A 23,873-nucleotide genomic window follows, 5' to 3' on the forward strand; every position below is an offset into this window, starting at 1 on the left:
TCGGCAAGCAACTGGCGGCATCCTGCCAACCGACACACCTGATTCAATTTACGCAAAAACGGACCTATCTCTCATGAAATCTCACGTTAAAGCGGTTGTCATTGGCGGCGGCGTCGTTGGCTGCTCGGTGCTCTACCACCTGGCCAAGGCCGGCTGGACCGACATCATGCTGATCGAGCGTTCCGAGCTCACCTCCGGCTCGTCCTGGCACGCAGCCGGCGGCTTCCACACGCTGAACGGCGATCCCAACGTCGCCAAGCTGCAGGCCTATACGGTGCAGCTCTACAAGGAGATCGAGGAAATCTCCGGCCAGTCCTGCTCGCTGCATCTGACCGGCGGCGTGATGATGGCCGATACGCCCGAGCGCATGGATTTTCTGCGCCTGGCCCACGCCAAGGGCCGCTATCTCGGCATGGACACCGAGCTGATCACGCCCTCCGAAGCCAAGGCGATGTTCCCGCTGATGGACGAGACCAATTTCGTCGGCGCCATGTGGGATCCGGTCGAAGGCCATCTCGATCCCTCCGGCACGACGATCGCCTACTCCAAGGCGGCCAAGAAGCTGGGCGCCGAGATCGTGCTGCGCAACCGCGTCGTCGACTTGACGCAGGAAGTTGACGGCACCTGGAACGTCGTCACCGAACAGGGCACCGTCCACGCCGAGCATGTCGTCAACTGCGGCGGCCTGTGGGCGCGCGAGATCGGCCGCATGGTCGGCGTCGAACTGCCGGTGCTGGCCATGGAGCACATGTACCTGCTCACCGAGCCGATGCCCGAGGTCGAAGAGTTCAACAAATCGACCGGCCGCGAGATGATCGGCGTGCTTGACTTCAAGGGCGAGATCTACACCCGACAAGAGCGCAACGGCATCCTGCTCGGCACCTATGAAAAGGCCTGCAAGCCATGGTCGCCGGTCAACACGCCGTGGGATTTCGGCCATGAACTGCTGCCGCCCGACCTCGACCGCATCGCGCCGTCGCTGGAGATCGGCTTCAAGCATTTCCCCGGCATCGAGAAAGCCGGCATCAAGCAGATCATCAACGGCCCCTTCACCTTCGCGCTCGACGGAAATCCGCTGGTCGGGCCGGTGCAGGGCCTGACCAATTTCTGGTGCGCCTGCGCCGTCATGGCCGGCTTCAGCCAGGGCGGCGGCGTCGGCCTCGCGCTGTCCAACTGGATGGTGCATGGCGATCCCGGCTTCGACGTCTGGGGCATGGATGTCGCCCGCTTCGGCGAGTGGGCCGGCCTGCGCTACACCAACGCAAAGGTGCGCGAAAACTATTCGCGCCGCTTCTCCATCCGCTTCCCCAATGAAGAGCTGCCGGCTGCGCGCCCTGCACAAACCACCCCGCTCTATGACACGATGCTCGCCAACAACGCCGTCATGGGCGATAGCTGGGGCCTGGAGACCCCGCTGTGGTTCGCGCCGAAGGGCAAGGAGCCGAAGGACGTCGTCTCCTTCCACCGCTCAAACGATTTCGGTCCTATCGGCGAGGAAGTGCGCGCCACGCGCGAACGCGTCGGCGTCACCGAAATCGCCAACTTCGCCAAATACGAAGTGTCGGGACCTGCGGCTGAGGATTTCCTCAACCGGCTGATGACCAACCGCATGCCGAAGATCGGCCGCATCGTGCTGACGCCGATGATCAACGAATTCGGCAAGCTGATCGGCGACTTCACCATCGCCAAGGCAGGCGAAGACAGATTTATGATCTGGGGTTCGTCCGCCGCGCAGAAGTACCACATGCGCTGGTTCGAGAAGCATCTGCCGAAGGATGGTTCGGTGCGCATCCACCGCTTCGATCAGACGCTCGTCGGCCTGTCGATCGCCGGTCCGAAATCGCGCGACCTCTTGCAGAAGCTGGTCGATGTCGACATCTCGACCAAGGCGTTTCGCTTCATGGATTTCCGCGAAATGGCGGTCGGCGGCGCGCCCTGCATGGTCAACCGCATCACCTATACCGGCGATCTCGGCTATGAAATCTGGATGGCGCCGGCCTATGAGCGTCTGGTCTACAAGGCGATCAAGGACGCCGGCGAGGAGTTCGGTCTCGTCGATTTCGGCATGCGCGCTTTGCTCTCCATGCGCCTGGAGAAGAACTTCCCGACCTGGTACCGCGAGTTGCGCCCGATCTACGGCCCGTTCGAAGGCGCGATGGACCGTTTCATCAAGCTGGAGAAGAACGACTTCATCGGCCGCGAAGCCGCCGCCAAGGAACAGGCGGAAGGGCCGAAACTGCGCCGTGTCTCCTTCATCGTCGATGCGGCCGACGCCGATGTCATGGGCGACGAGCCGATCTGGGCCAAGGTCGGCAAGGACTATGGCACGGTGGAAAAGCCGCATGGCTATGGCGCGCCACGCTTCGATACGGCAGGCAAGGACGTGCGTGGCTCGAAGGCTGCCGAAGGCGCTTCCGCCGTGCGCGGCATCGTCGACGGCGACTGGCGCGTGGTCGGCTGGGTCACCTCGGGCGGTTATGCGCACTATGTGCAGAAGTCGATGGCGCAGGGCTATGTGCCGGCGGCACTCGCCGAGGACGAAAGTGCCGGACTGTTCGAGATCGAGATCCTCGGCCACCGGCGTCCGGCGCGCATCAATGTCGAGGCGCCCTTCGACCCCAGCGGCGAGAAGATGCGGACCTGAAAAGGCGACAGGGAGCGTGAGATCGTGTAAGGGGCCTTCGGCAGTTGGCCGCAGGCATTTTCCCTCGATGAGAAGACGATCCCCTTGCAGTATCTAGAGAAATGGACGGACTGGCTCGGCGAAGGCAAGGTCGGTCCCTTCAACGCCGCACTGGTCTGCGTCGCGGTCTATTGCGTCGTCCAGATCGTGGTGATGGCGCTGCTGTCCCATGTCGTAGGAACCGGTGTCGGCGTAGACGATTCCGAACAGCTGATGTACATGCACTACCTCTGGGCTGGCTATGGCGGCTCGCAGCCGCCGCTCTACACCTGGCTTGCCCGCCTCGTCGCCGTCGTGGTCGGAACGAACATCCTGGCGCTCAAGATCGTGAAGTACCTGCTGATCGGAGCGGCGCTGGCGTCGGTTTTCATCGCTGTCCGCCGCCTGGGCTATTCCAGCCGCGCTGGCGCCGCCGCATTGTTCGGCCTGCTGTTGTTTCCGCAGATGGTGTGGGAGATGCAGCACGCCCTCACCCACTCGATCGCCGCTTTCTGTTTTTCAGTGGTGCTGTTTCTTGCGCTCGTCGAACTGGTGCAGCGGCGTTCGCTGGCCACCTATGTGCTGTTTGGCGTGGCGATGGCCGCCGCCATCCTGTCGAAATACAACAACGCGATCTTTCTCGGCGCGCTGATGCTGTCCACCCTGTCGCTGCGCGAAACGCGCGGCGTCATCCTCAACCGCCGGTTTTCGATCAGCCTTGTCGTGGCGGTGCTGCTTTGCCTGCCGACGCTCTACTGGAACCTGACCTACACCGACCAGTTGCTGTCGCACAGCGGCGGCTTCGGCATGGGCAGAGGAGAAAGCGCCATACAAACCGCATTCTACGGAATGCGCGGACTGGGCAAGGCTATCCTGTATTTCGCCGTGTTGCCGGCCGGCATATTCGTCGCGGCTTTGCTCATCGCATGGAAAAAGCCGGCGCCCGCGCTGCAACCGGCGCCATGGACCGAGAAACTGGTGTGGCGCACCATCGCTTTTGCCCTGGCGATGACCATCGTGCTCGTCCTGGCGAGCGGGACGACGCAATTTCGCGATCGCTGGATGCTTCCCATCCTTGTGTTGCTGCCGGTCGCGCTGGCCTTGCGGATGGATGCCAGAGGCGACAAGGGAAGGAAGGTGCAGGACGTCGTCGTCTTTGTAGGCGCAACGCTTGCCATCCTCGTGCTGCCGGTGACCTGGTACACGCACCTCAATGGCGGCGACAGCCGTGGCAGCATTGTGCGTGTCGACTACCAGTCGCTCTATGGCCAGCTGACGGCAAACGGTCCGGTTCGCACGGCGATATCGAGCTGGCACTGGGTGGGAAATCTGCGTCTTGTCGATCCCGATCTGGTCGTGCTCGACGACGAGATGCCGGACTTAGGCCATTTGCTGATCGAGCCGGCGGTGCTCGTGATGGCCAATGACAAGGAACCTCCCGAGGGCATCCTGCGGGCCTTGAGCGAGGCCGGCTATGTCGCTGACGGCTCGCCGCAGCAGCTGGTCGTTCCGATGCTGTTCGACAGCGAGCCGCCCACCCGCACGCTGACGGTCACGCGGCTGAAGAAAGCGGCCGCGGGCGCAGCGCCACAGTAAGTCGGCAGGGAGGCGTCGGGTGGAGAAACAAGGGTTCGGCCGTCACCGCAAGATCATGCCGTTCGAGCCGGGCTCCGTCGAAGCCTTGCGCGACGCCTCGCGCCAGAAAGCGGCGTCGCTGAACCAGCATGTGCTGGGCTATGGCGCGCTGGCTGAAACCGAATGGCAAGCGGCAGGCATCGCCGCGCCCGATTTTGCCGCTATGCGCCAATACCGGCTCGAGCGCATCCGAGCCGAACTGAAGCGCCGAAACTACGCCGGCGCGCTGCTCTACGACCCCGTCAACATCCGCTACGCCACCGATTCGACCAACATGCAGCTGTGGGTCGCGCACAATCCGACCCGCCACTGCTTCATCGCCACTGAGGGACCCGTGGTGCTGTTCGACTATTTCTCCTGCGAGCATCTGTCCGACCATTCCGGCGTCGTTGACGAGGTGCGGCCGGCAGTGTCGTGGATGTACCTCTATGGCGGTGAGCTGACCGAGCACAAAGTCCGCCGCTGGGCGGCCGGCATCGCCGATCTGGTCAAGGAGCATGGCGGCGGCAACAGCCGCATTGCGGTCGACCACATCAACCCGGAAGGCGTCGAGGAACTCGCCCGGCTCGGCATTTCGATCGGCAATGGCGAAGCGGTGATGGAAAATGCGCGGCTGATCAAATCGCCGGACGAGATCCTCGCCATGCGCCGCGCCATCGTCGCCTGCGAGGCGGCGATGGGCGAGATGGAAGCGGCGTTGAAGCCGGGCATTTCCGAAAACGAATTATGGGCGGAACTGCACCGCGGCAACATTGCGCGCGGCGGCGAATGGATCGAGACCCGGCTGCTGGCCTCGGGGCCGCGCACCAATCCGTGGTTCCAGGAATGCTCATCGCGCGTGATCGAAGCAGGCGACCTCGTCGCCTTCGACACCGACCTGATCGGCCCCTACGGCTTCTGCGCCGATCTCTCGCGCACCTGGCTTTGCGGCGATGCGAGACCATCGAACGAGCAACGGGACCTCTTCCACATCGCCGCCGACCAGATCGCCCACAACACGCAATTGATGCAGCCCGGCATATCCTTCCGCGACCTGGTCGAACGCTCGGTGGTGCCGCCGGGAGATTGCTTCCCGGCGCGCTACGGCGTGCTCTATCACGGCGTCGGCCTGGCCGACGAGTACCCGACCCTGCCGCATGCAAGGGACTGGACGCCGGACACGCCCGACGGCGTGCTGGAGCCGGGAATGGTCCTGTGCGTGGAAAGCTATATCGGCCGTCTCGGCGGCCATGAGGGCGTCAAGATCGAGGAACAGATCCTGATCACCGCGACCGGTAACGAGCAGCTTTCAACCTACCCGTTGGATACGAGGCTGCTCGGCTGATCCGGCAAGCGCCTCGCGCAGAGCCTTGAGCGTCTTTTCCGGCGTCGTCCTGGCGGTGATGTAGGGCAGGCCTTTGCGCCTTGCCGTCCAGCCGACGACCTTCACGGCGTTTGCCGCAGGTTCGAAACGCTGCGCCAGCGCCCAGCTTTCGCAGTCGATGGCAGCTATATCCGCCTTGCCCTCGGCGACCGCGACGATCGAGCCGCGATGGCCACCGCTCTCGCTGCGCGAGGAAAAGATATCCAGGCTCTCGCCGGCGGCCTGCAGGTCGCGCGTCAGCGCGATGATGCCCGACATCGAATCGAGGCTGTTGTAGGTAAAACGCTTGCCACGCATCAGATCGAGCGGCAGCAAGGCTTTGCCATCCGCGGGCGAGCGAACTTCCGATCCCTCGCCCGTCCGCATCACCAGCGCGCTGGAATAGAGTTCGCCCTGGCCGCCTTCGTAAGCGTCGTAGCTCGGCTGGCCGACCACCTGCACATGCTTGTTCAGTCCGAGTTCCATCGGCCCCCAGCAGGTCTGCGCGAACAGCAGCGCCGGATGCAGCCAAAGCTGGTGATGGTCGAGTTCGTCCGGCGGCAGTATCGCCGGATCGGGCGCGATCAGTCTGCCCTCGGCGTCCCGGATACCGCCCGGCACCGGCGGCAGGTCGCCATTGCGGCGCACGATTGTCTGCGGCCCATCGACGCCCTTGTGCCGAAAAGCATCGCGCAACGCTGCCCATTGCGCGTCGACCTCGCCGCGCACTTCGGGCCAGTCATACATCGGCAATGCCGCAACCAAATCACTCATGCCGACACTCAATCATCATGGCTCGGGAAAGGATCGCAAAAACGCGGCGTCCAATCAGAATTGGCCGACACGGGTTCGGGAAGTCCGAGGATTATTCCTTCGGCGGCTCGGCCGGAACCGGCGCGCTGCCAAGCCCGCTGATGCTGCGCGCCCTGATGCGCGGCTTGAACGCCCTGCCCGGCTCGGGCCGGCGGCGCAGCACCGGGTGCACGATCGGCTCCTTGGCCTTGAAGGCGTAGGCTTTGATCAGTGCGAAATAGTTCGGATAGGCGTAGCCATTGTTCATCCGCAGCCACTCGTCGCGGCGGTCGGCAAACAGTTTTGGCAGCCTGTACCAGGCAACGGTCGGGGTCTTGTGGTGAACGAAGTGCAGATTGTTGTTGAGGAACAGGAACGACAGCGGCGAGCGCTCGATGATCACCGTGCGTCCTTCAGGGTGCTCGGACCACTGATGTTCGGCGAAAGTCCGGACCGCGATCAGCGACTGGCCGAGCCAGACCGGCACCAGAATGTAGAGCCATACGGGAATGCCGAAGCCGAACTGCACGATCGGCACTACGATGGCGAGGCCGATCGCATGCAGCAGCCATGCCTTGCCGATCGCCTTGTCGCCGGCAATCACATGCCTGGCGTCGTCGACGAAGAAACCGATGCAGGACAGCCAAGGGCCGAGAAAGAAACGGCCGGCCATGGTGTTGTTTATCTTGAGCAGGAATTTCATCGTCGGCGGCAGATCATCATGCATCCACAGCGCCTGGTAATAGCTCTCGGGATCGTCGAGCGGATCGGTCAGGCGCTCGTCGGCGTGGTGGCGCAAATGAAGCGTCTTGAAGCGACGGAACGGCCAGACCAGGCCGATCGGCAGGAAGACGAAGGCTTCGTTGATGAGCGCGCTGCGCGTCGGATGGCCATGCAGCACTTCGTGCATGATCGACGACTGCAAGGCCAGGACGAAGCCGAGGAGAAGAAGTGCCGGGATCGGATAAGAGGGCCAGAGCAGGAGCCCGGCAGCGAGCCACATTCCGTAACAGAAGAAAGCGAGGACCACGGTCGGCCACTCGATGGCCGCTGCGTCGCGTCGCTTGATGCGCTTGCCTGTCATGCTATCGACCACTGCCCCTCAGTCGCCGGAATTGGTTCCTGACAGCATAGTGTCAGGAGAAGCGATTCCGCTCAACGAGACAAAGTGTACAAAATGTTGCGATTGCGCATTTTTGACCGCAGATGTTATACATTGTAAACAACCCTACGGATTCATTTACGCTGGAAGTGCTGATTCGACGGCTCGGGCGCAAATTTTTCCTAAGAGAGCGCGGAGAACGAACAGTGGACAAACGGGACCTTTCGGCAATCTTCCGGGAGCGCCTGAAGCTGCTCCTGACACGGTCCGATCTCAACCAGTCGGCCTTCGCGTCAGCAGTCGGCATCGACCGGTCGGCGCTGTCGCAACTGATGTCCGGCGCCTCGACGCGCCTGCCACGCGCCGAAACGCTGCTCAACATCGCCGCCGAATTCAAGATCTCGCTGGACTGGCTGCTCGGCCTCTCCCAGGATGAAGGCGTCACCGGCGAAATCCGCGAAAGCCTGGAGATCGAAGAGGCGCCCGACGGCTTCGACCGCACGCTGCTCGCCAAATGGTTCGCCGAGGCCGCAGGCACCAAGATCCGCTATGTGCCGGCCGGCATTCCCGATCTCCTGCGCACACGCCAGCTGGTTGACTACGAAGCCAACATCACCAACCGCAGCCGCCTCGCTCAGGCGAGCGAGACGCAGTACCGCATCGAGTACAACCGGCGCCCTGAGACCGACATGGAGGTCTGCATGCCGCGCCACACGCTGGAGATTTTCGCCCGCGGCCTGGGCGTCTGGGACCGCTTTCCCGAGGCCGACCGCCGGCAGCAGCTTGCCCATATGGCGACGCTGCTTGACGATCTCTACCCCACCTTCCGGCTGTTCCTCTATGACGGCCGCATGCGCTATTCGATCCCGCTGACAATCTTCGGTCCCTATCGCGCCGCCATCTATGTCGGCGACATGTATGTGGTGCTGAATGCCACCCAGCCGGTCCAGGCGCTGACCCAGCATTTCGACAATCTGATCCGGGCCGCCGACATCAACCCGCATGAGGCCGCCGCCTACGCGCGCAATCTGGCCGGCGCGTCATTTCCATCGGGTTCTGCCTGATCGCCAACGCCCCGGAAAGGTGCGCCGCGCGGCATTGCCGGTTGCAAACACATTGACTGGACATAAAGACTTCTTTATATCCTTATTCCATTCAAAAAACCTGAAAGCCGATCCGATGACCGCGAACAATCCCATCGATGCTCTGGTGGCCGAAAAGGGCGTGCTGCTCGCCGATGGCGCCACCGGCACCAATCTGTTCGCCATGGGTCTGGAGGCCGGCGAAGCGCCGGAGTTGCTGAACGAGACGGCGCCCGACACCATCACCAGCCTGCACCAGAATTTCGTCGACGCCGGCGCCGATATCATTCTCACCAACTCGTTCGGCGGCACGCGCCACCGGCTGAAGCTGCACCATGCGCAGGACCGCGTGCATGCGCTGAACAAGCGCGCCGCAGAGATTGCCCGGGCGGTCGCCGACAAGGCCGGCAGGAAAGTCATCGTCGCCGGCTCGGTCGGGCCGACCGGCGAGTTGCTGGTGCCGCTCGGCGCCATGACCTATGACGAGGCGGTCGAGGCCTTCGCCGAACAGATCGAAGGCTTGAAGGAAGGCGGCGCCGAAGTCGCCTGGATCGAGACCATGTCGGCGCCGGACGAGATCCGCGCCGCGGCGCAAGCCGCCATCCGCGTCGGCCTGCCCTACACCTATACCGGCTCCTTCGACACTGCCGGCCGCACCATGATGGGCCTGCTGCCCAGGGATATCCACGGCGTCGCCGACGGACTTTCAGAGACGCCGCTCGGTGTCGGCGCCAATTGCGGTGTCGGCGCCTCCGACATCCTGGCCTCGCTGCTCGACATGACCGAGGCGAAGCCGGAAGCGACGGTGATCGTCAAGGGCAATTGCGGCATTCCCGAATTTCGTGGCACCGAGATCCATTATTCCGGCACGCCGGAGCTGATGGCCGACTATGTCCGGCTGGCGGTGGATGGCGGCGCGAAGATCATCGGCGGCTGCTGCGGCACCTCGTTCCAGCACCTTGCCGCCATGCGCAAGGCGCTCGACGCGCACACCAAATCCGAACGCCCGACCGTCGCGGCGATCCTCGAGCGCATCGGTCCGATGCGCAACAAGGTGGCGACGGAAAACACCGCCGAGACCAGCGAAGCCCGCCGCGAACGCCGCCGCACCCGGGCCTGATATCGAACTTATTCGCTGTTTTCAGCGTAACGCGATAGCGCCGTCTTGAAATCCAGGGCGGTGCTGTCGGCGCTTTCATTCATCGTCACCAGGTCACCCGACGACTGCGGATTGCCGATCTGCTCCAGCATGACGCGAAAGCGGTCATTGGTCAGCGCCGACTTTGCGGTATTCCGGGCTGCGTCGACGTCATCCATGATGCGCCTGGATTCTGGCGACAGCGTTCCCGACGCCTGCGTGTGTCTCACCGCCGGCGTCGTGTTTCCAATGTTCATGATCTGCAATTCCCGGCTCCCCAAGCCCAGTCCCGACCCCATGCAATAATAGCAGGGCATTGCGATGACGTTCCGGAAAAGCTGCGCAATTTAACGATCAGGCGGATCATCTGTGCGCTTCGGATCAATCGATCCGAAAAAAAGGCCGGCAGGGTTTCCCCCGCCGGCCTGCCTCACCCGCCCGTAGCCGGTTCCCCGTATCAGAACGACCCCCGTCTGAAAGGAACCGGCTGTATTGCCACTACCGGTTACCGCCGAGCGCCGAGGCAAGGCGCACAAGCGAAAGGAACTCGGACCTGTACCCAAACGGGTCGGCTCCTCGGGCGGCGGTGGCAATCTCCATGATCTTGTCGTAGCCGAACTTCGCGGTCGCATCCTCGTCGCGCAGCTTCTGGCCGAAGGCGGCGACAGCGACGGAGAAACGCTGGTCGGTGCTGGCCTGGTCGAAGGACGCGACCTCGTTGGCCGACGTCACCGGCGTGGTGATCAGCTTCGAGACGTCTTCGTTCGGCAGCTTGTAGCGGATTTTCACGAAGGCATATTCGTCGGCGTTGGCGACGCCGCCATTGTCGACCGCGGCCTGGCCGTAGCGCAGCGGATCCATCTGCTCGCCGCCACTGCCCTTCGGCGTGATCTCGTAGATGGCGGTCACCGAATGACCGGAGCCGATATCGCCGGCATCGACGCGGTCATTGTTGAAGTCCTCGCGGTTCAAGGCGCGGGTTTCATAGCCGATCAGCCGGTACTCCGAGACCTTGTCCGGATTGAACTCGACCTGGATCTTGACGTCCTTGGCGATGGTGAACAGCGTCGAGGAGGCATCCTCGACCAGAACCTTCTCAGCCTCGGCCAGCGTGTCGATATAGGCGGCGGTGCCGTTGCCGTTCTGGGCGATGGTCTGCATCATCTGGTCGTTCAGATTGCCGCGTCCAAAGCCGAACACCGACAGGAAGACGCCGGTCTTGCGCTCCTGCTCGATCAGTCGCTTCAGATCGTCGTCATCGGTCTGGCCGACATTGAAGTCGCCGTCCGTGGCCAGCATCACACGGTTGATGCCGTCCTTGACGAAGGACTGCTGGGCAAGCTTGTAGGCTTCCTTGATACCCGCCTCGCCGGCCGTCGAGCCGCCCGGCTGCAGATTGTCGATGGCGTTGAGGATCTTGTCCTTCTCGGTGACCTTGGTCGGCATCAGCACGGTGCCGGCGTCACCGGCATAGGTGACGATCGAGATGGTGTCGTCCGCCTTGAGCTTGCTGACCAGCAGCCGGAAAGCCGACTTGAGCAGCGGCAGCTTGTCCGGCTCATCCATCGAACCCGAGACGTCGATCAGGAACACCAGATTGGCCTTGGGCTGCTCGACCGGCTTGATGTCGAAGCCCTTGATGGCGACGTGCATCAGCTTGGTGTGCCCGTTCCACGGCGTCGGCATGACGCTGACGGTCGAGTTGAACGGCGTCGAAGCCGAGTCCGGACCCTTCCAGTCATAGGGGAAGTAATTGACCATCTCCTCGACGCGGACCGTATCGGCCTGCGGCAGGTAGCCCTGCTTCAGCGAGCCGCGGACGAAGGAATAGGAAGCCGTGTCGACGTCGATCGAGAAGGTCGAGACCGGATCCTGAAGGGCTGCATGCACCGGATTGGTCTTGAAATCCTCGACGCGGTCGCGGTTTGGCTCCTGCGGCGCAATCTGGTCGGCCGGCATCGTCGAAGGCTGTGCCAGGTACTTGGATTCGGTCGCGCCGGCCATGCGGTTGACCCGCGCGCCGCCGGCCGGAGCAGCGGTGCCGTCAAGCGAAAACTCGCGGCTCTCAACTGGCGCAGGCTCGGCCAACACGCCGCGTCCCAGCGCATCCTGCTGCGCCGGGGCGACAGCAACGGTCGATTCGGGCTTCGGCGGCGCGGGTGGCGTGGTGGTGTCGCGGCTTCGCACATCGGCGTCGGCCTTCTTGTCGCCTTCAGGCGCCTGCTTGTCTTTTACCGGCGCGTTGATCGCCGGCCCATTGGTTGCCGGCTTGTCGGCCAGCGTCTCAGTGATCTTCTCGTCGCTACCGAACTGCAACGGCTGTTCCCTCAGCATGTGGAAGGTGGCGTATCCGGCGATCGGCAGGGCGACGAGCCCGGCAATGGCTGGCGTGGCGATGAGTTTCTTTTGCATGATCTCGCTCCAGAGCTTTTGTGCTCGCTCTGTGAGACGAAGCCCGCCGACCGATCCTTGGGTGACGGCAGAAATATTTTCCTGATCATAGGCGCGCATGGCGGCTTCGAAGGCGCGTGCCTTCGCGCTTTCGCCTGGCGCCGGTACTGCTGCGTCGCGCAGCCTGTTGAGTTCGTTGTCGTCGACCATGGTCACACTTCCCCGGCTGAACGCATCAACGTCTTCAGCCGTTTCTTCGCTTCATGGATGTGCCAGGAAACCGTCGTCTCCGAGATTGCCATCGCCTCGGCGGCGGCCGCATGGCTCAACCCTTCGCCATAGACCAGAAGTACTGCGTCGCGCTGCTTGTCCGGCAATTGCCGCACCGCTACCCAGAGCGCCTCAGAGGGATCTTCGGGCTCGGCCGAGGCCTCTCCCGAAATCATGCTGTAGGCGCCGAAAGCCTCGGCCTTGACGTTTTCGCGCGTCGTCTTGCGCATCATGTCGCGCGCCGCGTTCAGCGTCACGGAATAGAGCCATGTCGTGAACGCGCCGCCGCCGCGGTAGTCGCGGATCGCCTTGCCGAGACGGACACAGACCTCCTGGGCGATGTCTTCGGCATCGGCCTTCTTTCCGCACCAGCGATAGGCGGCGCGATAGACGAAGTCGTAGTGCCGCTCCAGCAATTTGCCGAAGGCACCCCTGTCTCCGCCCTTCGCCCGCCCGATCAATTCGGCGTCGGAGGCTTCGCTTTCATCCAGCATCATCGCCATCATTTGCCTGTTGGACGAAGGCTAATGGCCAATCCTTGGGGTTATGGAAAGATTTTTTTCCCAGGCGACGGATACACGCGCAACAGGTGCGCTGAGATTCAGGTCAGGCCGAGCCGAAAACGATGGATTTCGAGAACCGGAGCGGAGCGTACTTTTGGTACGCGAGCACCGGAAGCACAGAAAGCCGTCGTTTGCAGGCCGGCCTCACCTGAATATCAGCACACCTGGCCCGAGGCCCAGCCGGACGACCAAGCCCACTGAAAATTATAGCCGCCCAGCCAGCCCGTGACATCGACGACTTCGCCGATGAAAAACAGCCCCGGCACGGATTTCGCCTGCATCGTCTTCTGATCGAGCCCGTTGGTATCGACACCGCCAAGCGTCACTTCCGCCGTGCGGTAACCCTCGGAGCCGGCCGGCTTGATGCGCCAGTCGTTGACGGCGGCTTCGACGGTTTTCATTTGCAGGTCTGTCAAATCAGCGAGATTGCCATCGATCCCACTGCGCTCGGCGACTGCTTGCGCAAGGCGCTTCGGCAAATGGTTTGCAAGCACCGTCTGCACCGCTTGCCTGCCGTTGACGCGCCGGGCGGCGCGAAGCAGTTCCGCCACATCCCTCCCCGGCAGCATGGCGATGCGGATCTCGTCGCCCTCGCGCCAATAGGACGATATTTGCAGGATGGAAGGCCCGCTCAAGCCGCGATGCGTAAACAGCATCGCTTCTGAAAACCGCGTCTTGCCGCAGGCGACTTCGGCATCGACGGCATTGCCGGCCAAAGGCGCCAGCCGCTCCAGCGTTCTTGCGTCGAAGGTAAGCGGCACCAGCGCCGGCCGTGTTTCCACCACCGCAAGGCCGAATTGCGCAGCAAGCTCGTAGCCGAAACCGGACGCGCCCATTTTGGGGATCGACTTGCCCCCGCAAGCCACGACCAGAGAATTGCAGGCGACGCTGCCAGTGGAGAGCGTCAGCACAAAACCGTCCGCGGCCTTGCTGACGTTCCTCACCTCGGTCGACAGCGCAAGTTCCACGCCCCCATCCTGCATTTCGGAGACCAGCATGTCGATGATCAGCCGCGCCGAGCCATCGCAAAACAGCTGTCCCAGCGTCTTCTCGTGATAGGCGACGCCGTGGCGTTCGACGAGCCCGATGAAATCGCGCTGCGTGTAGCGGCTGAGCGCCGAAATGCAGAAATGCGGATTGCCCGAGATGAAATTCTTCGGGCTCGCATGGATGTTGGTGAAGTTGCAGCGGCCGCCGCCGGAGATGCGGATCTTCTCGCCGGGCTTTGTCGCGTGATCGAGCACCAGGACCGAGCGGCCGCGCTTGCCCGCCTCGATGGCGCACATCATTCCGGCCGCACCGGCGCCGATCACCACGACATCATAGGACTGCATCAGGCTGTTCGTTCCCGCTCGACTGGCGCTGTTTTAACAGGCCGCGCCAATCGTGCAGTCTCTACCCGTTCGTTGCGACTTCAGGCAACGCCTCGTTAGATCAGCGTCTCGGCGAACAGCGTCGTCAGTCGCTTCCAGTGGCGCTCGGCGCCGGCCGCGTTGAAGACGCTGTGATCCGACACGCACCAGCCATGCGCCATGCCGGCATAGTTTTCGATGACGTGGTCGACTTCCGCCACGCGCAGCGCCTCGGCCAGTCGAGCCGACTGCTCCGGCGGAAAGCTGCGGTCCACCCCAGACGTTCCGACATAGACCCGCGCCTTGATCATTGCAGCCTTGCGGTGCGGACTGTCGGCGGCATCGCTGGCCAGATTGCCGCCATGGAAGCTTGCCGCCGCCACGATGCGATCGGGATAGGTTGCAGCCGCATTCAAGGCCCGCGCCCCGCCCATGCAGTATCCGACGACACCGACCGGTCCGGTGACACCTTCAGCGGTAAGCGTGTCGAGGAACGCCCTGCTGTCGCGGATGGTCATGTGCTGTGTCGTGCCGTGGACCAACGCCGTCAGCGCGACCTTGGTCTCCTCGACGACGAAAGCGGTCTTGGGCTCGAACGGCCCGTAGGGTGCTTTGCGATAGAAAAGATCCGGCACCAGCACCGCATAGCCCTCACCCGCCAGCCGCTCCGCCATTGCGTCGAGCGCCGGTCGCGGACCGAAGGCGTCCATGTAGAGAATGATACCGGCCTTGACCGGGGAAACAGTCGCCGAACGGAACAATCCCGCCTTCGCCACGCCGTCTCCGGTCTCTATCTCAATGTCCTGCTTCGCCATGGCGCGCCCCGTTGATTGTCGTGTGTACATATAAGCAGGCATTGTCAGGGCAAGCCGTTCCCTGACAATCCCGTTCAACACTTTGTGCGGGCTTCGACCCGGCTACAGGCCGGCAAACGCCGTCATGTGAAAGGCCTGAACCTCAGGCGGATAGCGATGGGCCGTGCCATACGGACAGGCGTTGCGGTCGAGGCAGCCGCCGCCGCGGCATGGTTCGCCCTTCGATCCCCGCACATGCGCCAGGCAAGCCTGATGAGCGAAACCATCCGCGGAATAGGCATCGACCGGACAGGATTTCAGGCAAGGTTTTGCGACACAGGCGTCGCAAAGGTGAATCGCTTCGCGACGTTCAGGAAGCGCGATCTCATCCTCGAACAGCAACGCGCCGCGATAGGCATGCCAGAGCCCGTACTGCGGATGCATCAGGATGCCCAGCGGCGACGGTCTCAGCCCCTCCGCTCGCATCGCCCATTGCTGGAACGGCAGATAAGGTCTGTCCGAAGGCGAAACGGCGCGCGCGCCGAATTTCTCCGCCACCGCACCGATCACTGCGCGCGACCATGTGTCGAGCGGATTAGCAATGGTTTGCGGTTGCCGGTCGCGCCAGCGCAGGAAATGCGGCCAGGGTGCCGCTCCCGCCTGCCCCACCAACAGCACGGATTTGGCGGGGGCAACTGAAGGGCCATGCGGCGGCGTTTCGCTTGTTGCGAAATTGAAGCCACCGCGCAGGATGAGGCCGTCGGCGGAAAGCGCGGCCGCTATCTCGTCAGCCCGGCGCCACGCAATCATCCCTTCTTGTCCGGGTCGGAGAAAGCGCTCCGCCAGACTTCCTTGTGGATGATGTTGGCGACTTTAGCCCCGCCTGACTCGGGCTCCTTTCAGGTGAAGGCGTCAGCCATCGACGCCTTCTTCGTCGCAATGTAGTCCTTCAGGCCGTCGTCGATGCCCGGATCGAGATAAGGCGCCTCGTAGGTCTCCAGCCAGCGGCGGGCGAGTTCGTTGGCGCGCTGCGGCGCTGTCTTCTCGCCCTCGGCCAGCCACTGCTCGTAGGAATTGTTGTCGGCGATGCTGGAGCGGTAGAAGGCGGTCTGGAAATTGGCTTGGGTGTGGTCGCAGCCGAGATAGTGGCTGCCCGGGCCGACCTGGCGAATGGCGTCCATCGCCTGGCCGTTTTCCGAGAGGTCGACGCCTTCGGAAAACTTTTGCGTCATGCCGAGCTGGTCGATGTCCATCATGAATTTTTCGTAGCAGGAGGCCAGTCCGCCCTCGAGCCAGCCGGCCGAATGCAGGACGAAATTGGTGCCGGCAAGAATGGTCGAGTTGAGCGTGTTGGCGCTCTCATAGGCGGCCTGCGCGTCCGGAACCTTGGAGGCGCAGAGCGAGCCGCCGGTGCGGAACGGCAGACCGAGCCGGCGGGCAAGCTGTGCGGCGCCGTAGGAAACCAGCGACGGCTCCGGCGTGCCGAAGGTCGGCGCACCAGACTGCATGGAGATCGACGAGGCGAAGGTGCCGAACAGCACCGGCGCGCCGGGACGGATCAACTGCGTGAAAGAGGCGCCGGCCAGCACCTCTGCCAGAACCTGCGTCAGCGTGCCGGCCACCGTGACCGGGCTCATCGCGCCGGCAAGGATGAACGGCGTGACGATGCAAGCCTGGTTGTGACGCGAATAAACCTTCAGCGCGCCCAGCATGGTTTCGTCGAACACCATCGGCGAATTGGCGTTGATAAGGCTGGTCAGCACGGTGTTGTTTTCGACGAAATCGTCGCCGAACACGATCTTGGCCATGGCGACGGTGTCTTCGGCCCGCTCTGGCGCCGTCACCGAACCCATGAACGGTTTGTCCGAATATTTGATGTGGCTGTAGATCATGTCGAGATGGCGTTTGTTGACCGGCACGTCGACCGGCTCGCAAACCGTGCCGCCCGAATGGTGAATCGACGGCGCCATATAGGCGAGCTTCACGAAATTCCGGAAATCCTCGATCGTCGCGTAGCGCCTGACACCGTCGAGATCGCGCACGAAGGGCGGACCATAGACCGGCGCGAAGACCGTGGCGTTGCCGCCGATCTGCACCGAACGTTCGGCGTTGCGCGCATGCTGGGTGTAGATGGGCGGCGCGGTCTTCAGCAGCGAGCGGCAGAGGCCCTTGGGAAAATGCACGCGCTCGCCCTTGACGTCGGCGCCCGCCTCTTTCCAAAGCTGCAGCGCCTCGGCGTCGTCGCGAAAGATGATGCCGATCTCTTCCAGCACCGTATCGGTGTTGTTTTCGATAATCGCCAGGCCTTCCTCGTTGAGGACCTCATAGATGTTGATCTTGCGCTTGATATAGGTGAGCTGGGTGCCCGGTCCGCCGCCCGAGCGCGCCGCCCGCCTTGCAGCCGCGCCGCCGCTGGCAGCACGTCCACGTCGCGCATTGGACGCTTCCTGGTCGACTGACGCGTTTTCACTCATGATCGTTTTTCCCTAAAAACCGTTTGCGGCCGCGTAGGCGGCTTCTCGCCCGGATCGTAGTCATGCACCCTATTCGAAACGGCCCGCCAGCGCCAACGCCTGTCGCAAAATCGACAAGAATTCCAATAGATTTGCGGTCGCTTTCCTTTTGCGGGAAGTCGCAAATCAGCTATGGATACCTGCCCCCGCCGGGTTAGGTATTGACGCGATTATTTTAAGCCGCCGTGATCGCATCCGCGCGGCAAGGAGCCCGAGAAAAATGGCCGACGACGAGATCATCCTCTCCGAGCTTTCCGACGACGAGTTGGTGCAGCAGATGCACGACGATCTCTATGACGGACTGAAGGAAGAGATCGAGGAAGGCACCAACATCCTGCTCGAGCGCGGCTGGGTGCCCTACAAGGTGCTGACCGAAGCTCTGGTCGAAGGCATGCGCATCGTCGGCGAGGACTTTCGCGACGGCATCCTGTTCGTTCCCGAGGTGCTGCTGTCGGCCAACGCGATGAAAGCCGGCATGTTCATCCTGCGCCCGCTGCTGGCCGCCACCGGCGCGCCGAAGCAGGGCAAGATGGTGATCGGCACCGTCAAGGGCGACATCCACGACATCGGCAAGAACCTCGTCGGCATGATGATGGAAGGTGCCGGCTTCGACGTCATCGATCTCGGCATCAACAATGCGGTGGAAAAATACCTCGACGCCATCGAGCAGCACCAGCCCGACATTATCGGCATGTCGGCGCTTTTGACCACGACCATGCCTTACATGAAGGTCGTCATCGACACGATGAAGGAAAAGGGCATCCGCGACGACTATGTCGTCCTGGTCGGCGGCGCGCCGCTAAACGAGGAATTCGGCAAGGCCGTCGGCGCCGATGCCTATTGCCGCGACGCGGCTGTGGCGGTCGAGACCGCCAAGGACTTCATGAAGCGCAAGCATAACGTGCGCGCTTCAGCCTGATCTGTTACGCAAGGCGTCTGGGCCACAATCGAAAGCCGCGCCTTGCAGCGCGGCTTTTTTGTTCCAGCTATTGGAACGGATGGCTGCGTCAGGGTTTGGTGACGGTGTCGTCGACGGCTTTCGCAGTCGATTTGATATCCCGGCCGACACCACGGACGGTGTTGGCACAGGCCGTAAGCGCCAGGATGCAGGCAAGGATTGCAATCGGCGCAACGCGTAACAGTTTCATGGACGGTTTATCCCTCTCTCGATAGATTCGCCCCACAGCAACGAAGGCCGCTTCGACCGGGTTCCATGGCCAGAATGCAAAAAACGAAACCGAATCAGGACGACAGGCTGCTAGTCATCGCCTGCGGAATGATTGCGCGCGAAGTTTTGGCCGTCAAGGAGCAGCTCAAGCTCGACCATCTCGACCTGACCTGCCTGCCGGCGGAGTTCCATTTCTACCCCGACCGCATCGCACCGGCGATGGACAAGGCGATCGAAAAGGCCAAGGCGGAAGGCTATAGCAACATCTTCGTTGGCTATGCCGATTGCGGTACCGGCGGCATGCTCGACCGGGTCCTGGAGAAGCACGGCGTCGAGCGCATGGCCGGGCCGCACTGCTTTGCCTTCTACCAGGGCATGGACGCCTATGCGAAGGTCGCCGACGACGACATGATGTCGTTCTACATGACCGATTTCCTGTGCCGCCAGTTCGACGCCTTCTTCATGAAGCCGCTCGGCCTCGACAAGCACCCGGAGCTGATCAAGGACTATTTCGGCAACTACCAGAAGCTGATCTACATCGCCCAGACCGACGATCCGGAACTCGACAAGGTCGCCGAGAAGGCCGCGAAGATGCTTGGCCTCGCCTATGAGCGCCGCTCGACCGGCTATGGCGACCTGACGGCTGAATTGGCGCGGGTGGCGGCACATCCAGAAGAATTGCGTTAGGCGCCCGACTTCGGATTATTTGCTCTCCGGTTGCGGATCCGACACGAAATCGACAACGCGGCCGTTGTCTAACCGGATCGGCCCTCTTGCAGTTGGATCCTTGCGCAAAGCCTCTGCAAGCAGAGCGTCGACTGTGTCGAGATTGACCTGCAGAATTGTGCGGTCGCCCAGTTCCCAGTACTTGCCTTCATCGAAGACGTCGAACTTGTCGAAAAAAGGAGCAACTTTGCGAAGCAACTCGATGATCTCGATATGCGCCTCCGACCCCGCAAACTGGGTCTTGCAATATTGCTGCATGAAGAGGTCCCTGTCGAACTCGAACCTTAGGCGATCCGACTTGGGATGCGGCTGGCATTCTATCCCCAAGACCGGGCCGATATAGTCAACGCTGCGTTCGTCGATGACCCGGTTGAGAACCATTTCGGCCTCGTCTATCGGCCGAAATCGCCTTTCTCGAGCGATGGCAAGCGCTTCAACTTCCTGCAACAGCGCAACATATTGTTCCTCTCCGCGCAGTTGTCCCTCAAAATGGATTGTAACCCCCACGCGCACCTCCCGCGGAACATACCGCTGTTTAAGCACGGATGACAGGCCGCCGCGAATGGGTAAGTGTGCACTGGAAGATAGAATTGGCTGCTCCAGCCGCGCCAACATGGATACCACCGATGACCCCTCGCGTCCTGCTCGCCGCCCTTGGCCTCCTCTGCCTCGTCTTGCCCGCTCGCGCCGACGGCGAGGTGCAGAAGATCATCACGCCTGCCGACAAGGTTCGCCTCGACAAATATGGCGAGACCCGCAAGGCGGCGCTGGCCGAGGCAAAAGCGGGAGACCCGGCTGAGGTCAGCCAACTCGACGCGCTGCTGGCAAAGCCGATAGTGGCCTTTTCCGACAAGGACCTGAGCGGCAACTGGCAATGCCGAACCATCAAGGTGGGCCTGACCGGCCCGCTGGTCATCTATGGCTGGTTCAAGTGCAAGGTCACGGACGATGGCTCCGGCTGGCAGCTGGAAAAGGTCAGCGGCTCGCAACGCACCAAGGGCCGTTTCTTCGACGATAGCGAAAAACGCGCGATCTATCTCGGCTCCGGCTATGTCAATGACAACAAGCCAAAACCCTATGGCAGCGGCCCGGAAAGCGACCAGGTCGGCTATGCCTTCCGCACCAGCGCCAATGAATGGCGCATCGAATTCCCGGCGCCCTACTACGAATCGAAACTTGACATCATCGAGTTCAAGCGCTGATCCGTTGGTCTCTCGTTGGCCCGGCGGTCATCAAGATTTAACCTCGCCCGGCACAGAATTGAGCCGGGCGGCGCACGGCAAATGGTTGCGCGCCGGCAAGAAAGCGCGCCATGGCATCAGCGGTTGAAAAAAGTGCTGCGATCGTCATCGTCACCGAAGGCGGGCCGCACATCTGGGCCATCGTCAACGCCATCGCCGACCAGTTCGGTCCTGTCAGCGTCATCCTCGAAAGCCCTGAATCCAAAAAACAATTGCTGCTCGGCCGGGCGCGCCGCCAGGGCTTGTTTTCGGCCATCGGCCAGCTTGGCACGATGGTGCTGACCAGGCTCGGCAAACGCTTCTTCGCCGGGCACGCGGAGCGGCTGATCGCAGCGCAAAAACTGCAGACAGAGCCGAGGCCGGGACAAAAGATCATCCACGTCTCCTCCGCCGACGGGCCCGATTGCCTGCAGGCGGTCGCCGACATCCGCCCGGGCGTGGTGCTGCTCGCCGGCTGCCGGATTTTGTCCCGGCAGACGCTGGCGCAAATGCCCTGCCCGGTGCTCAACTACCACGCCGGCATCGCGCCCAAATACCGCGGCATGAATGGCGGCTACTGGGCGCTGGCCTCCGGCGATCTCCAGAATTTCGGCACCACCGTGCATCTGGTCGACGCCGGCGTCGACACCGGCGGCGTGTTGAAACAGGCGCGCGGCAAGCCGGAGCCCGGCGACATCATTCGAGCTATGCGTTGCGCCAGGCGGCGTTCTCGCGCGACATCTGCGTCGAGGCGGTCCGCGACGCCTTGGACGGAAAGTTGGCCACGATCAAGCCGGACCTGCCCTCGAAACAATGGTACCACCCGACGATCTGGTTCTATCTCTGGACCGGCCTGACCAAGCGGGTTTGGTAGCCAGCCTTCCCTCGGAATCTCGCCTTTCTTTTTGCGACTCTCAATAGCGTCGCTTTTGAATGCGCGCGCGTCGTCCCATAACAAGCAGCCCCACTGCGCATCCGGCAATGCTCGCACCTGCTGGACAAAGTGGTGGAGCGTCGTTTCCCTCATGGACGCACGGCGCTCTACAGGGAGTGAGAGAATTCATGGCCGATCTGATCGTCGTCTATTGGCGCGACATCCCCGCCCAGGTCATCGTCAAGAAGGGCCGGCAGAACGCCAAGCGCGAACTGCCGCTGCGCTTCACCGAGGCGATCGATATGTGCGCCATGCGCACCGGCGCCGGCGGCACCGACGATTACCTCGCCGAATGGCGCAAGGCCGATCCGATCCCGGTCGGCGACGACCTCGAAGTCGAGGTCGAGAAGGCATTCAGCGACATCGACGCGAAATACGACCGCGAGCGGCTGGTCGCTCTGGTCAAGGCGGGCGGGAAAGAAAATGTCTGAAACCACTCCTGCCAAAGAGGGGCCAAGGGTTACCCAGCCGGTTACCCAGGCCACTCAGGTCAAGAAAGCAGCGCCGAAATCCGACTACAAGCCGGCCGACGTGTCGCCGCAGCGGCGCGTGCAGCGGTCGTTTGCCATCAGGCTGTGGTCCATTCGGCACTCGCGATTGCTCGAATGGTTCTACTCCAGGTTCGCCGACATGTTCCTGCTTCTTCATCCGCTTTGGAAAGGCCTCGGCTATGGGCGCGTCGAGGCGCCGATCAAGTTTGTCGAAAGGCGCGTCAAGGGCTTCATGTTCGACTGCCGCATGTGCGGCCAGTGCGTCCTGTCCTCGACCGGCATGTCGTGCCCGATGAACTGCCCCAAGCAGCTGCGCAACGGCCCTTGCGGCGGTGTGCGCGCCAACGGCAATTGCGAGGTCGAGCCCGATATGCCTTGCGTCTGGGTTAAGGCCTGGGAAGGCTCGCGGAACATGGAGCATGGCGACAGGATCCTGACCGTGCAGAAGCCGGTCGACCAGTCGCTGCGCGAAACCTCGGCCTGGCTGCGGGTGACGGCGCAGTCGGCAGCGGCCCGTGAAGCAGCGGCCAAAGCCAACACTGGAGCGGCCGCGTGATCGGCCGCCAGCGCGATGAAAACCCGGCCGGCATCCATCTGCCGCTCGATCCCCTGCCCGGCCACTCCTCACGTGGCCGACTGGAGCGTGTGCTGCGGCGCGGCGAATTCGCGGTTACCACCGAGCTCAACCCGCCCGACAGCGCCGATCCCGAAGACGTCTATAACCGCGCGAAAATCTTCGACGGCTGGGTCGACGCCATCAATGCCGTCGATGCCTCCGGCGCCAACTGCCACATGTCCTCGGTCGGCATCTGCGCGCTTTTGACCCGCATGGGCTATGCCCCGATCATGCAGATTGCCTGCCGTGACAGGAACCGGATCGCCATCCAGGGCGACGTGCTGGGCGGTGCGGCGATGGGCGTCGCCAACATGCTGTGCCTCACCGGCGACGGCGTCCAGGCCGGCGACCAGCCCGGCGCCAAGCCTGTCTTCGACCTCGATTCCATGTCGTTGCTGGAAACCTGCCGCATCATGCGCGACAACGGCAAGTTCCTGTCCGGCCGCAAGTTGACGACGCCGCCGCAAATTTTCCTCGGCGCCGCCGTCAACCCCTTCGCGCCACCCTTCGATTTCCGCCCGATCCATCTCGGCAAGAAGATCGCCGCCGGCGCGCAGTTCGTGCAGACGCAGTATTGCTTCGACGTGCCGATGTTCAGAACCTTCATGCAGAGGGCGCGGGACTTGGGGCATACGGAAAAAGTTTTCATCCTGTGCGGCGTCGGCCCGCTGGCTTCGGCCAAGACGGCCAAATGGATCCGCTCCAACGTGCCGGGCATTCATATTCCCGATACCATCATCAAGCGGCTGGAAGGCGCGCAGGACCAGAAGAAGGAAGGCAAGCAGCTCTGCACCGACATCATCAACGAGGTGAAGGAAATTCCTGGTGTCTCCGGCATCCATGTGATGGCCTACCGCCAGGAGGAATATGTCGCCGAGATCGTCGATGAATCGGGTGTGCTGAAAGGCCGCCAGCCATGGAAACGTGAGATCCGCCACGACGATCAGATGGTCGCCGACCGGCTCGAGAGCATACTGCACGACGACATTACCGAAACGCAGGTGGATATGGTGAAGACCGCGCACTGACAGCGCGGACGGCCAGCCATTTGCTTGAATGAAACCAGACAACGATATAAAGAA

22 protein-coding genes and 1 pseudogene are annotated in these 23,873 nt (G+C 62.6%); 12 read left to right on the plus strand and 11 right to left on the minus strand.

Going from position 1 to position 23,873, the window contains the following annotated elements:
* Positions 1-73: 73 nt before the first annotated feature.
* From AC3EMP_RS24275 to AC3EMP_RS24285, 3 genes are all read left to right on the plus strand, one after another.
* Positions 74-2,644: a GcvT family protein gene (locus AC3EMP_RS24275; protein WP_352713368.1), complete on the plus strand. Its 2,571-nt coding sequence runs from the start codon at positions 74-76 to the stop codon at positions 2,642-2,644.
* Positions 2,645-2,728: 84 nt separating this feature from the next.
* A complete protein-coding gene (locus tag AC3EMP_RS24280; RefSeq protein ID WP_352713370.1) occupies positions 2,729-4,258 on the plus strand; it encodes an ArnT family glycosyltransferase in 1,530 nt (509 codons plus the stop codon).
* 55 nt (positions 4,259-4,313) lie between these two features.
* Positions 4,314-5,621 carry a M24 family metallopeptidase gene (locus AC3EMP_RS24285; protein ID WP_352713405.1) on the plus strand — a complete coding sequence of 436 codons (1,308 nt, stop codon included), beginning with the start codon at positions 4,314-4,316 and terminating at the stop codon, positions 5,619-5,621.
* Here AC3EMP_RS24285 and AC3EMP_RS24290 read toward each other — a convergent pair.
* A complete protein-coding gene (locus tag AC3EMP_RS24290; RefSeq protein ID WP_352713373.1) occupies positions 5,586-6,413 on the minus strand; it encodes a phosphate/phosphite/phosphonate ABC transporter substrate-binding protein in 828 nt (275 codons plus the stop codon). The two genes, AC3EMP_RS24285 and AC3EMP_RS24290, sit on opposite strands and share 36 nt — an antisense overlap.
* A gap of 91 nt (positions 6,414-6,504) precedes the next feature.
* A complete protein-coding gene (locus AC3EMP_RS24295) occupies positions 6,505-7,515 on the minus strand; it encodes a fatty acid desaturase (protein WP_031249048.1) in 1,011 nt (336 codons plus the stop codon).
* 224 nt (positions 7,516-7,739) lie between these two features.
* On the opposite strand from AC3EMP_RS24295, the gene AC3EMP_RS24300 reads away from it, so the two are divergent.
* Together AC3EMP_RS24300 and bmt are read left to right on the plus strand one after the other, a co-directional pair.
* Complete coding sequence (locus AC3EMP_RS24300) at positions 7,740-8,597, plus strand: helix-turn-helix domain-containing protein (protein ID WP_023681768.1); 858 nt, start codon at positions 7,740-7,742, stop codon at positions 8,595-8,597.
* Between the two features lie 115 nt (positions 8,598-8,712).
* Complete coding sequence (gene bmt, locus AC3EMP_RS24305; protein WP_352713377.1) at positions 8,713-9,735, plus strand: betaine--homocysteine S-methyltransferase; 1,023 nt, start codon at positions 8,713-8,715, stop codon at positions 9,733-9,735.
* Positions 9,736-9,743: 8 nt separating this feature from the next.
* Here the strand turns inward: bmt and AC3EMP_RS24310 are convergent, their stop codons facing one another.
* From AC3EMP_RS24310 to AC3EMP_RS24340, 7 genes are all read right to left on the minus strand, one after another.
* A complete protein-coding gene (locus AC3EMP_RS24310; protein ID WP_023753429.1) occupies positions 9,744-10,010 on the minus strand; it encodes a hypothetical protein in 267 nt (88 codons plus the stop codon).
* Positions 10,011-10,251: 241 nt separating this feature from the next.
* Positions 10,252-12,354: a vWA domain-containing protein gene (locus tag AC3EMP_RS24315; protein ID WP_352713380.1), complete on the minus strand. Its 2,103-nt coding sequence runs from the start codon at positions 12,352-12,354 to the stop codon at positions 10,252-10,254.
* Between the two features lie 2 nt (positions 12,355-12,356).
* The gene (locus tag AC3EMP_RS24320) at positions 12,357-12,917 is read right to left on the minus strand and encodes an RNA polymerase sigma factor (protein ID WP_023733761.1); all 561 of its coding nucleotides are present in this window, start codon (positions 12,915-12,917) and stop codon (positions 12,357-12,359) included.
* 215 nt (positions 12,918-13,132) lie between these two features.
* Positions 13,133-14,311 carry a BaiN/RdsA family NAD(P)/FAD-dependent oxidoreductase gene (locus tag AC3EMP_RS24325; protein WP_023670406.1) on the minus strand — a complete coding sequence of 393 codons (1,179 nt, stop codon included), beginning with the start codon at positions 14,309-14,311 and terminating at the stop codon, positions 13,133-13,135.
* A 95-nt stretch (positions 14,312-14,406) separates the two neighbouring features.
* Positions 14,407-15,144, minus strand: coding sequence for a dienelactone hydrolase family protein (locus tag AC3EMP_RS24330; RefSeq protein ID WP_023670405.1), 738 nt, complete (start codon positions 15,142-15,144; stop codon positions 14,407-14,409).
* Positions 15,145-15,246: 102 nt separating this feature from the next.
* Complete coding sequence (locus AC3EMP_RS24335; RefSeq protein ID WP_023744712.1) at positions 15,247-15,933, minus strand: hypothetical protein; 687 nt, start codon at positions 15,931-15,933, stop codon at positions 15,247-15,249.
* 89 nt (positions 15,934-16,022) lie between these two features.
* Complete coding sequence (locus tag AC3EMP_RS24340) at positions 16,023-17,597, minus strand: trimethylamine methyltransferase family protein (protein WP_023670403.1); 1,575 nt, start codon at positions 17,595-17,597, stop codon at positions 16,023-16,025.
* 259 nt (positions 17,598-17,856) lie between these two features.
* Between AC3EMP_RS24340 and AC3EMP_RS24345 the strand changes: the two genes are divergently transcribed.
* The gene (locus AC3EMP_RS24345; protein ID WP_023688118.1) at positions 17,857-18,555 is read left to right on the plus strand and encodes a corrinoid protein; all 699 of its coding nucleotides are present in this window, start codon (positions 17,857-17,859) and stop codon (positions 18,553-18,555) included.
* Between the two features lie 88 nt (positions 18,556-18,643).
* Here AC3EMP_RS24345 and AC3EMP_RS24350 read toward each other — a convergent pair whose 3' ends face one another.
* On the minus strand, positions 18,644-18,784 hold the full coding sequence (locus AC3EMP_RS24350) for an entericidin A/B family lipoprotein (RefSeq protein WP_023688117.1): 141 nt from the start codon (positions 18,782-18,784) through the stop codon (positions 18,644-18,646).
* 65 nt (positions 18,785-18,849) lie between these two features.
* On the opposite strand from AC3EMP_RS24350, the gene AC3EMP_RS24355 reads away from it, so the two are divergent.
* Complete coding sequence (locus tag AC3EMP_RS24355) at positions 18,850-19,491, plus strand: DUF1638 domain-containing protein (RefSeq protein ID WP_023733763.1); 642 nt, start codon at positions 18,850-18,852, stop codon at positions 19,489-19,491.
* Positions 19,492-19,506: 15 nt separating this feature from the next.
* On the opposite strand, the gene AC3EMP_RS24360 is transcribed toward AC3EMP_RS24355, so the two are convergent.
* Complete coding sequence (locus AC3EMP_RS24360; protein ID WP_352713383.1) at positions 19,507-20,145, minus strand: hypothetical protein; 639 nt, start codon at positions 20,143-20,145, stop codon at positions 19,507-19,509.
* Positions 20,146-20,156: 11 nt separating this feature from the next.
* Between AC3EMP_RS24360 and AC3EMP_RS24365 the strand changes: the two genes are divergently transcribed.
* The 5 genes and pseudogenes from AC3EMP_RS24365 to AC3EMP_RS24385 all read left to right on the plus strand — a co-directional run bounded on the left by AC3EMP_RS24365 (position 20,157) and on the right by AC3EMP_RS24385 (position 23,819).
* Positions 20,157-20,732 carry a DUF4893 domain-containing protein gene (locus AC3EMP_RS24365; protein WP_023670399.1) on the plus strand — a complete coding sequence of 192 codons (576 nt, stop codon included), beginning with the start codon at positions 20,157-20,159 and terminating at the stop codon, positions 20,730-20,732.
* Between the two features lie 110 nt (positions 20,733-20,842).
* A pseudogene (locus AC3EMP_RS24370) lies at positions 20,843-21,624 on the plus strand (formyl transferase).
* 188 nt (positions 21,625-21,812) lie between these two features.
* Positions 21,813-22,115, plus strand: coding sequence for a virulence factor (locus tag AC3EMP_RS24375; RefSeq protein ID WP_023733766.1), 303 nt, complete (start codon positions 21,813-21,815; stop codon positions 22,113-22,115).
* Complete coding sequence (locus tag AC3EMP_RS24380; RefSeq protein WP_352713385.1) at positions 22,108-22,731, plus strand: methylenetetrahydrofolate reductase C-terminal domain-containing protein; 624 nt, start codon at positions 22,108-22,110, stop codon at positions 22,729-22,731. Before AC3EMP_RS24375 ends, AC3EMP_RS24380 begins: the two co-directional genes overlap by 8 nt.
* Positions 22,728-23,819 carry a methylenetetrahydrofolate reductase gene (locus AC3EMP_RS24385; RefSeq protein ID WP_023744709.1) on the plus strand — a complete coding sequence of 364 codons (1,092 nt, stop codon included), beginning with the start codon at positions 22,728-22,730 and terminating at the stop codon, positions 23,817-23,819. The genes AC3EMP_RS24380 and AC3EMP_RS24385 overlap by 4 nt, the downstream gene beginning before the upstream one ends.
* Positions 23,820-23,873 lie beyond the last annotated feature (54 nt).

The organism is Mesorhizobium sp. P160219 (assembly GCF_057786095.1).

Coding starts and splice junctions, on each gene's coding strand:
- AC3EMP_RS24275 (WP_352713368.1), top strand. CDS start 74: ATGAAATCTCACGTTAAAGCGGTTGTCATTGGCGGCGGCGTCGTTGGC.
- AC3EMP_RS24285 (WP_352713405.1), top strand. CDS start 4,314: ATGCCGTTCGAGCCGGGCTCCGTCGAAGCCTTGCGCGACGCCTCGCGC.
- AC3EMP_RS24290 (WP_352713373.1), bottom strand. CDS start 6,413: ATGAGTGATTTGGTTGCGGCATTGCCGATGTATGACTGGCCCGAAGTG.
- AC3EMP_RS24295 (WP_031249048.1), bottom strand. CDS start 7,515: ATGACAGGCAAGCGCATCAAGCGACGCGACGCAGCGGCCATCGAGTGG.
- bmt (WP_352713377.1), top strand. CDS start 8,713: ATGACCGCGAACAATCCCATCGATGCTCTGGTGGCCGAAAAGGGCGTG.
- AC3EMP_RS24310 (WP_023753429.1), bottom strand. CDS start 10,010: ATGAACATTGGAAACACGACGCCGGCGGTGAGACACACGCAGGCGTCG.
- AC3EMP_RS24315 (WP_352713380.1), bottom strand. CDS start 12,354: ATGGTCGACGACAACGAACTCAACAGGCTGCGCGACGCAGCAGTACCG.
- AC3EMP_RS24320 (WP_023733761.1), bottom strand. CDS start 12,917: ATGGCGATGATGCTGGATGAAAGCGAAGCCTCCGACGCCGAATTGATC.
- AC3EMP_RS24325 (WP_023670406.1), bottom strand. CDS start 14,311: ATGCAGTCCTATGATGTCGTGGTGATCGGCGCCGGTGCGGCCGGAATG.
- AC3EMP_RS24330 (WP_023670405.1), bottom strand. CDS start 15,144: ATGGCGAAGCAGGACATTGAGATAGAGACCGGAGACGGCGTGGCGAAG.
- AC3EMP_RS24335 (WP_023744712.1), bottom strand. CDS start 15,933: ATGATTGCGTGGCGCCGGGCTGACGAGATAGCGGCCGCGCTTTCCGCC.
- AC3EMP_RS24340 (WP_023670403.1), bottom strand. CDS start 17,597: ATGAGTGAAAACGCGTCAGTCGACCAGGAAGCGTCCAATGCGCGACGT.
- AC3EMP_RS24345 (WP_023688118.1), top strand. CDS start 17,857: ATGGCCGACGACGAGATCATCCTCTCCGAGCTTTCCGACGACGAGTTG.
- AC3EMP_RS24350 (WP_023688117.1), bottom strand. CDS start 18,784: ATGAAACTGTTACGCGTTGCGCCGATTGCAATCCTTGCCTGCATCCTG.
- AC3EMP_RS24355 (WP_023733763.1), top strand. CDS start 18,850: ATGGCCAGAATGCAAAAAACGAAACCGAATCAGGACGACAGGCTGCTA.
- AC3EMP_RS24360 (WP_352713383.1), bottom strand. CDS start 20,145: ATGTTGGCGCGGCTGGAGCAGCCAATTCTATCTTCCAGTGCACACTTA.
- AC3EMP_RS24365 (WP_023670399.1), top strand. CDS start 20,157: ATGACCCCTCGCGTCCTGCTCGCCGCCCTTGGCCTCCTCTGCCTCGTC.
- AC3EMP_RS24375 (WP_023733766.1), top strand. CDS start 21,813: ATGGCCGATCTGATCGTCGTCTATTGGCGCGACATCCCCGCCCAGGTC.
- AC3EMP_RS24380 (WP_352713385.1), top strand. CDS start 22,108: ATGTCTGAAACCACTCCTGCCAAAGAGGGGCCAAGGGTTACCCAGCCG.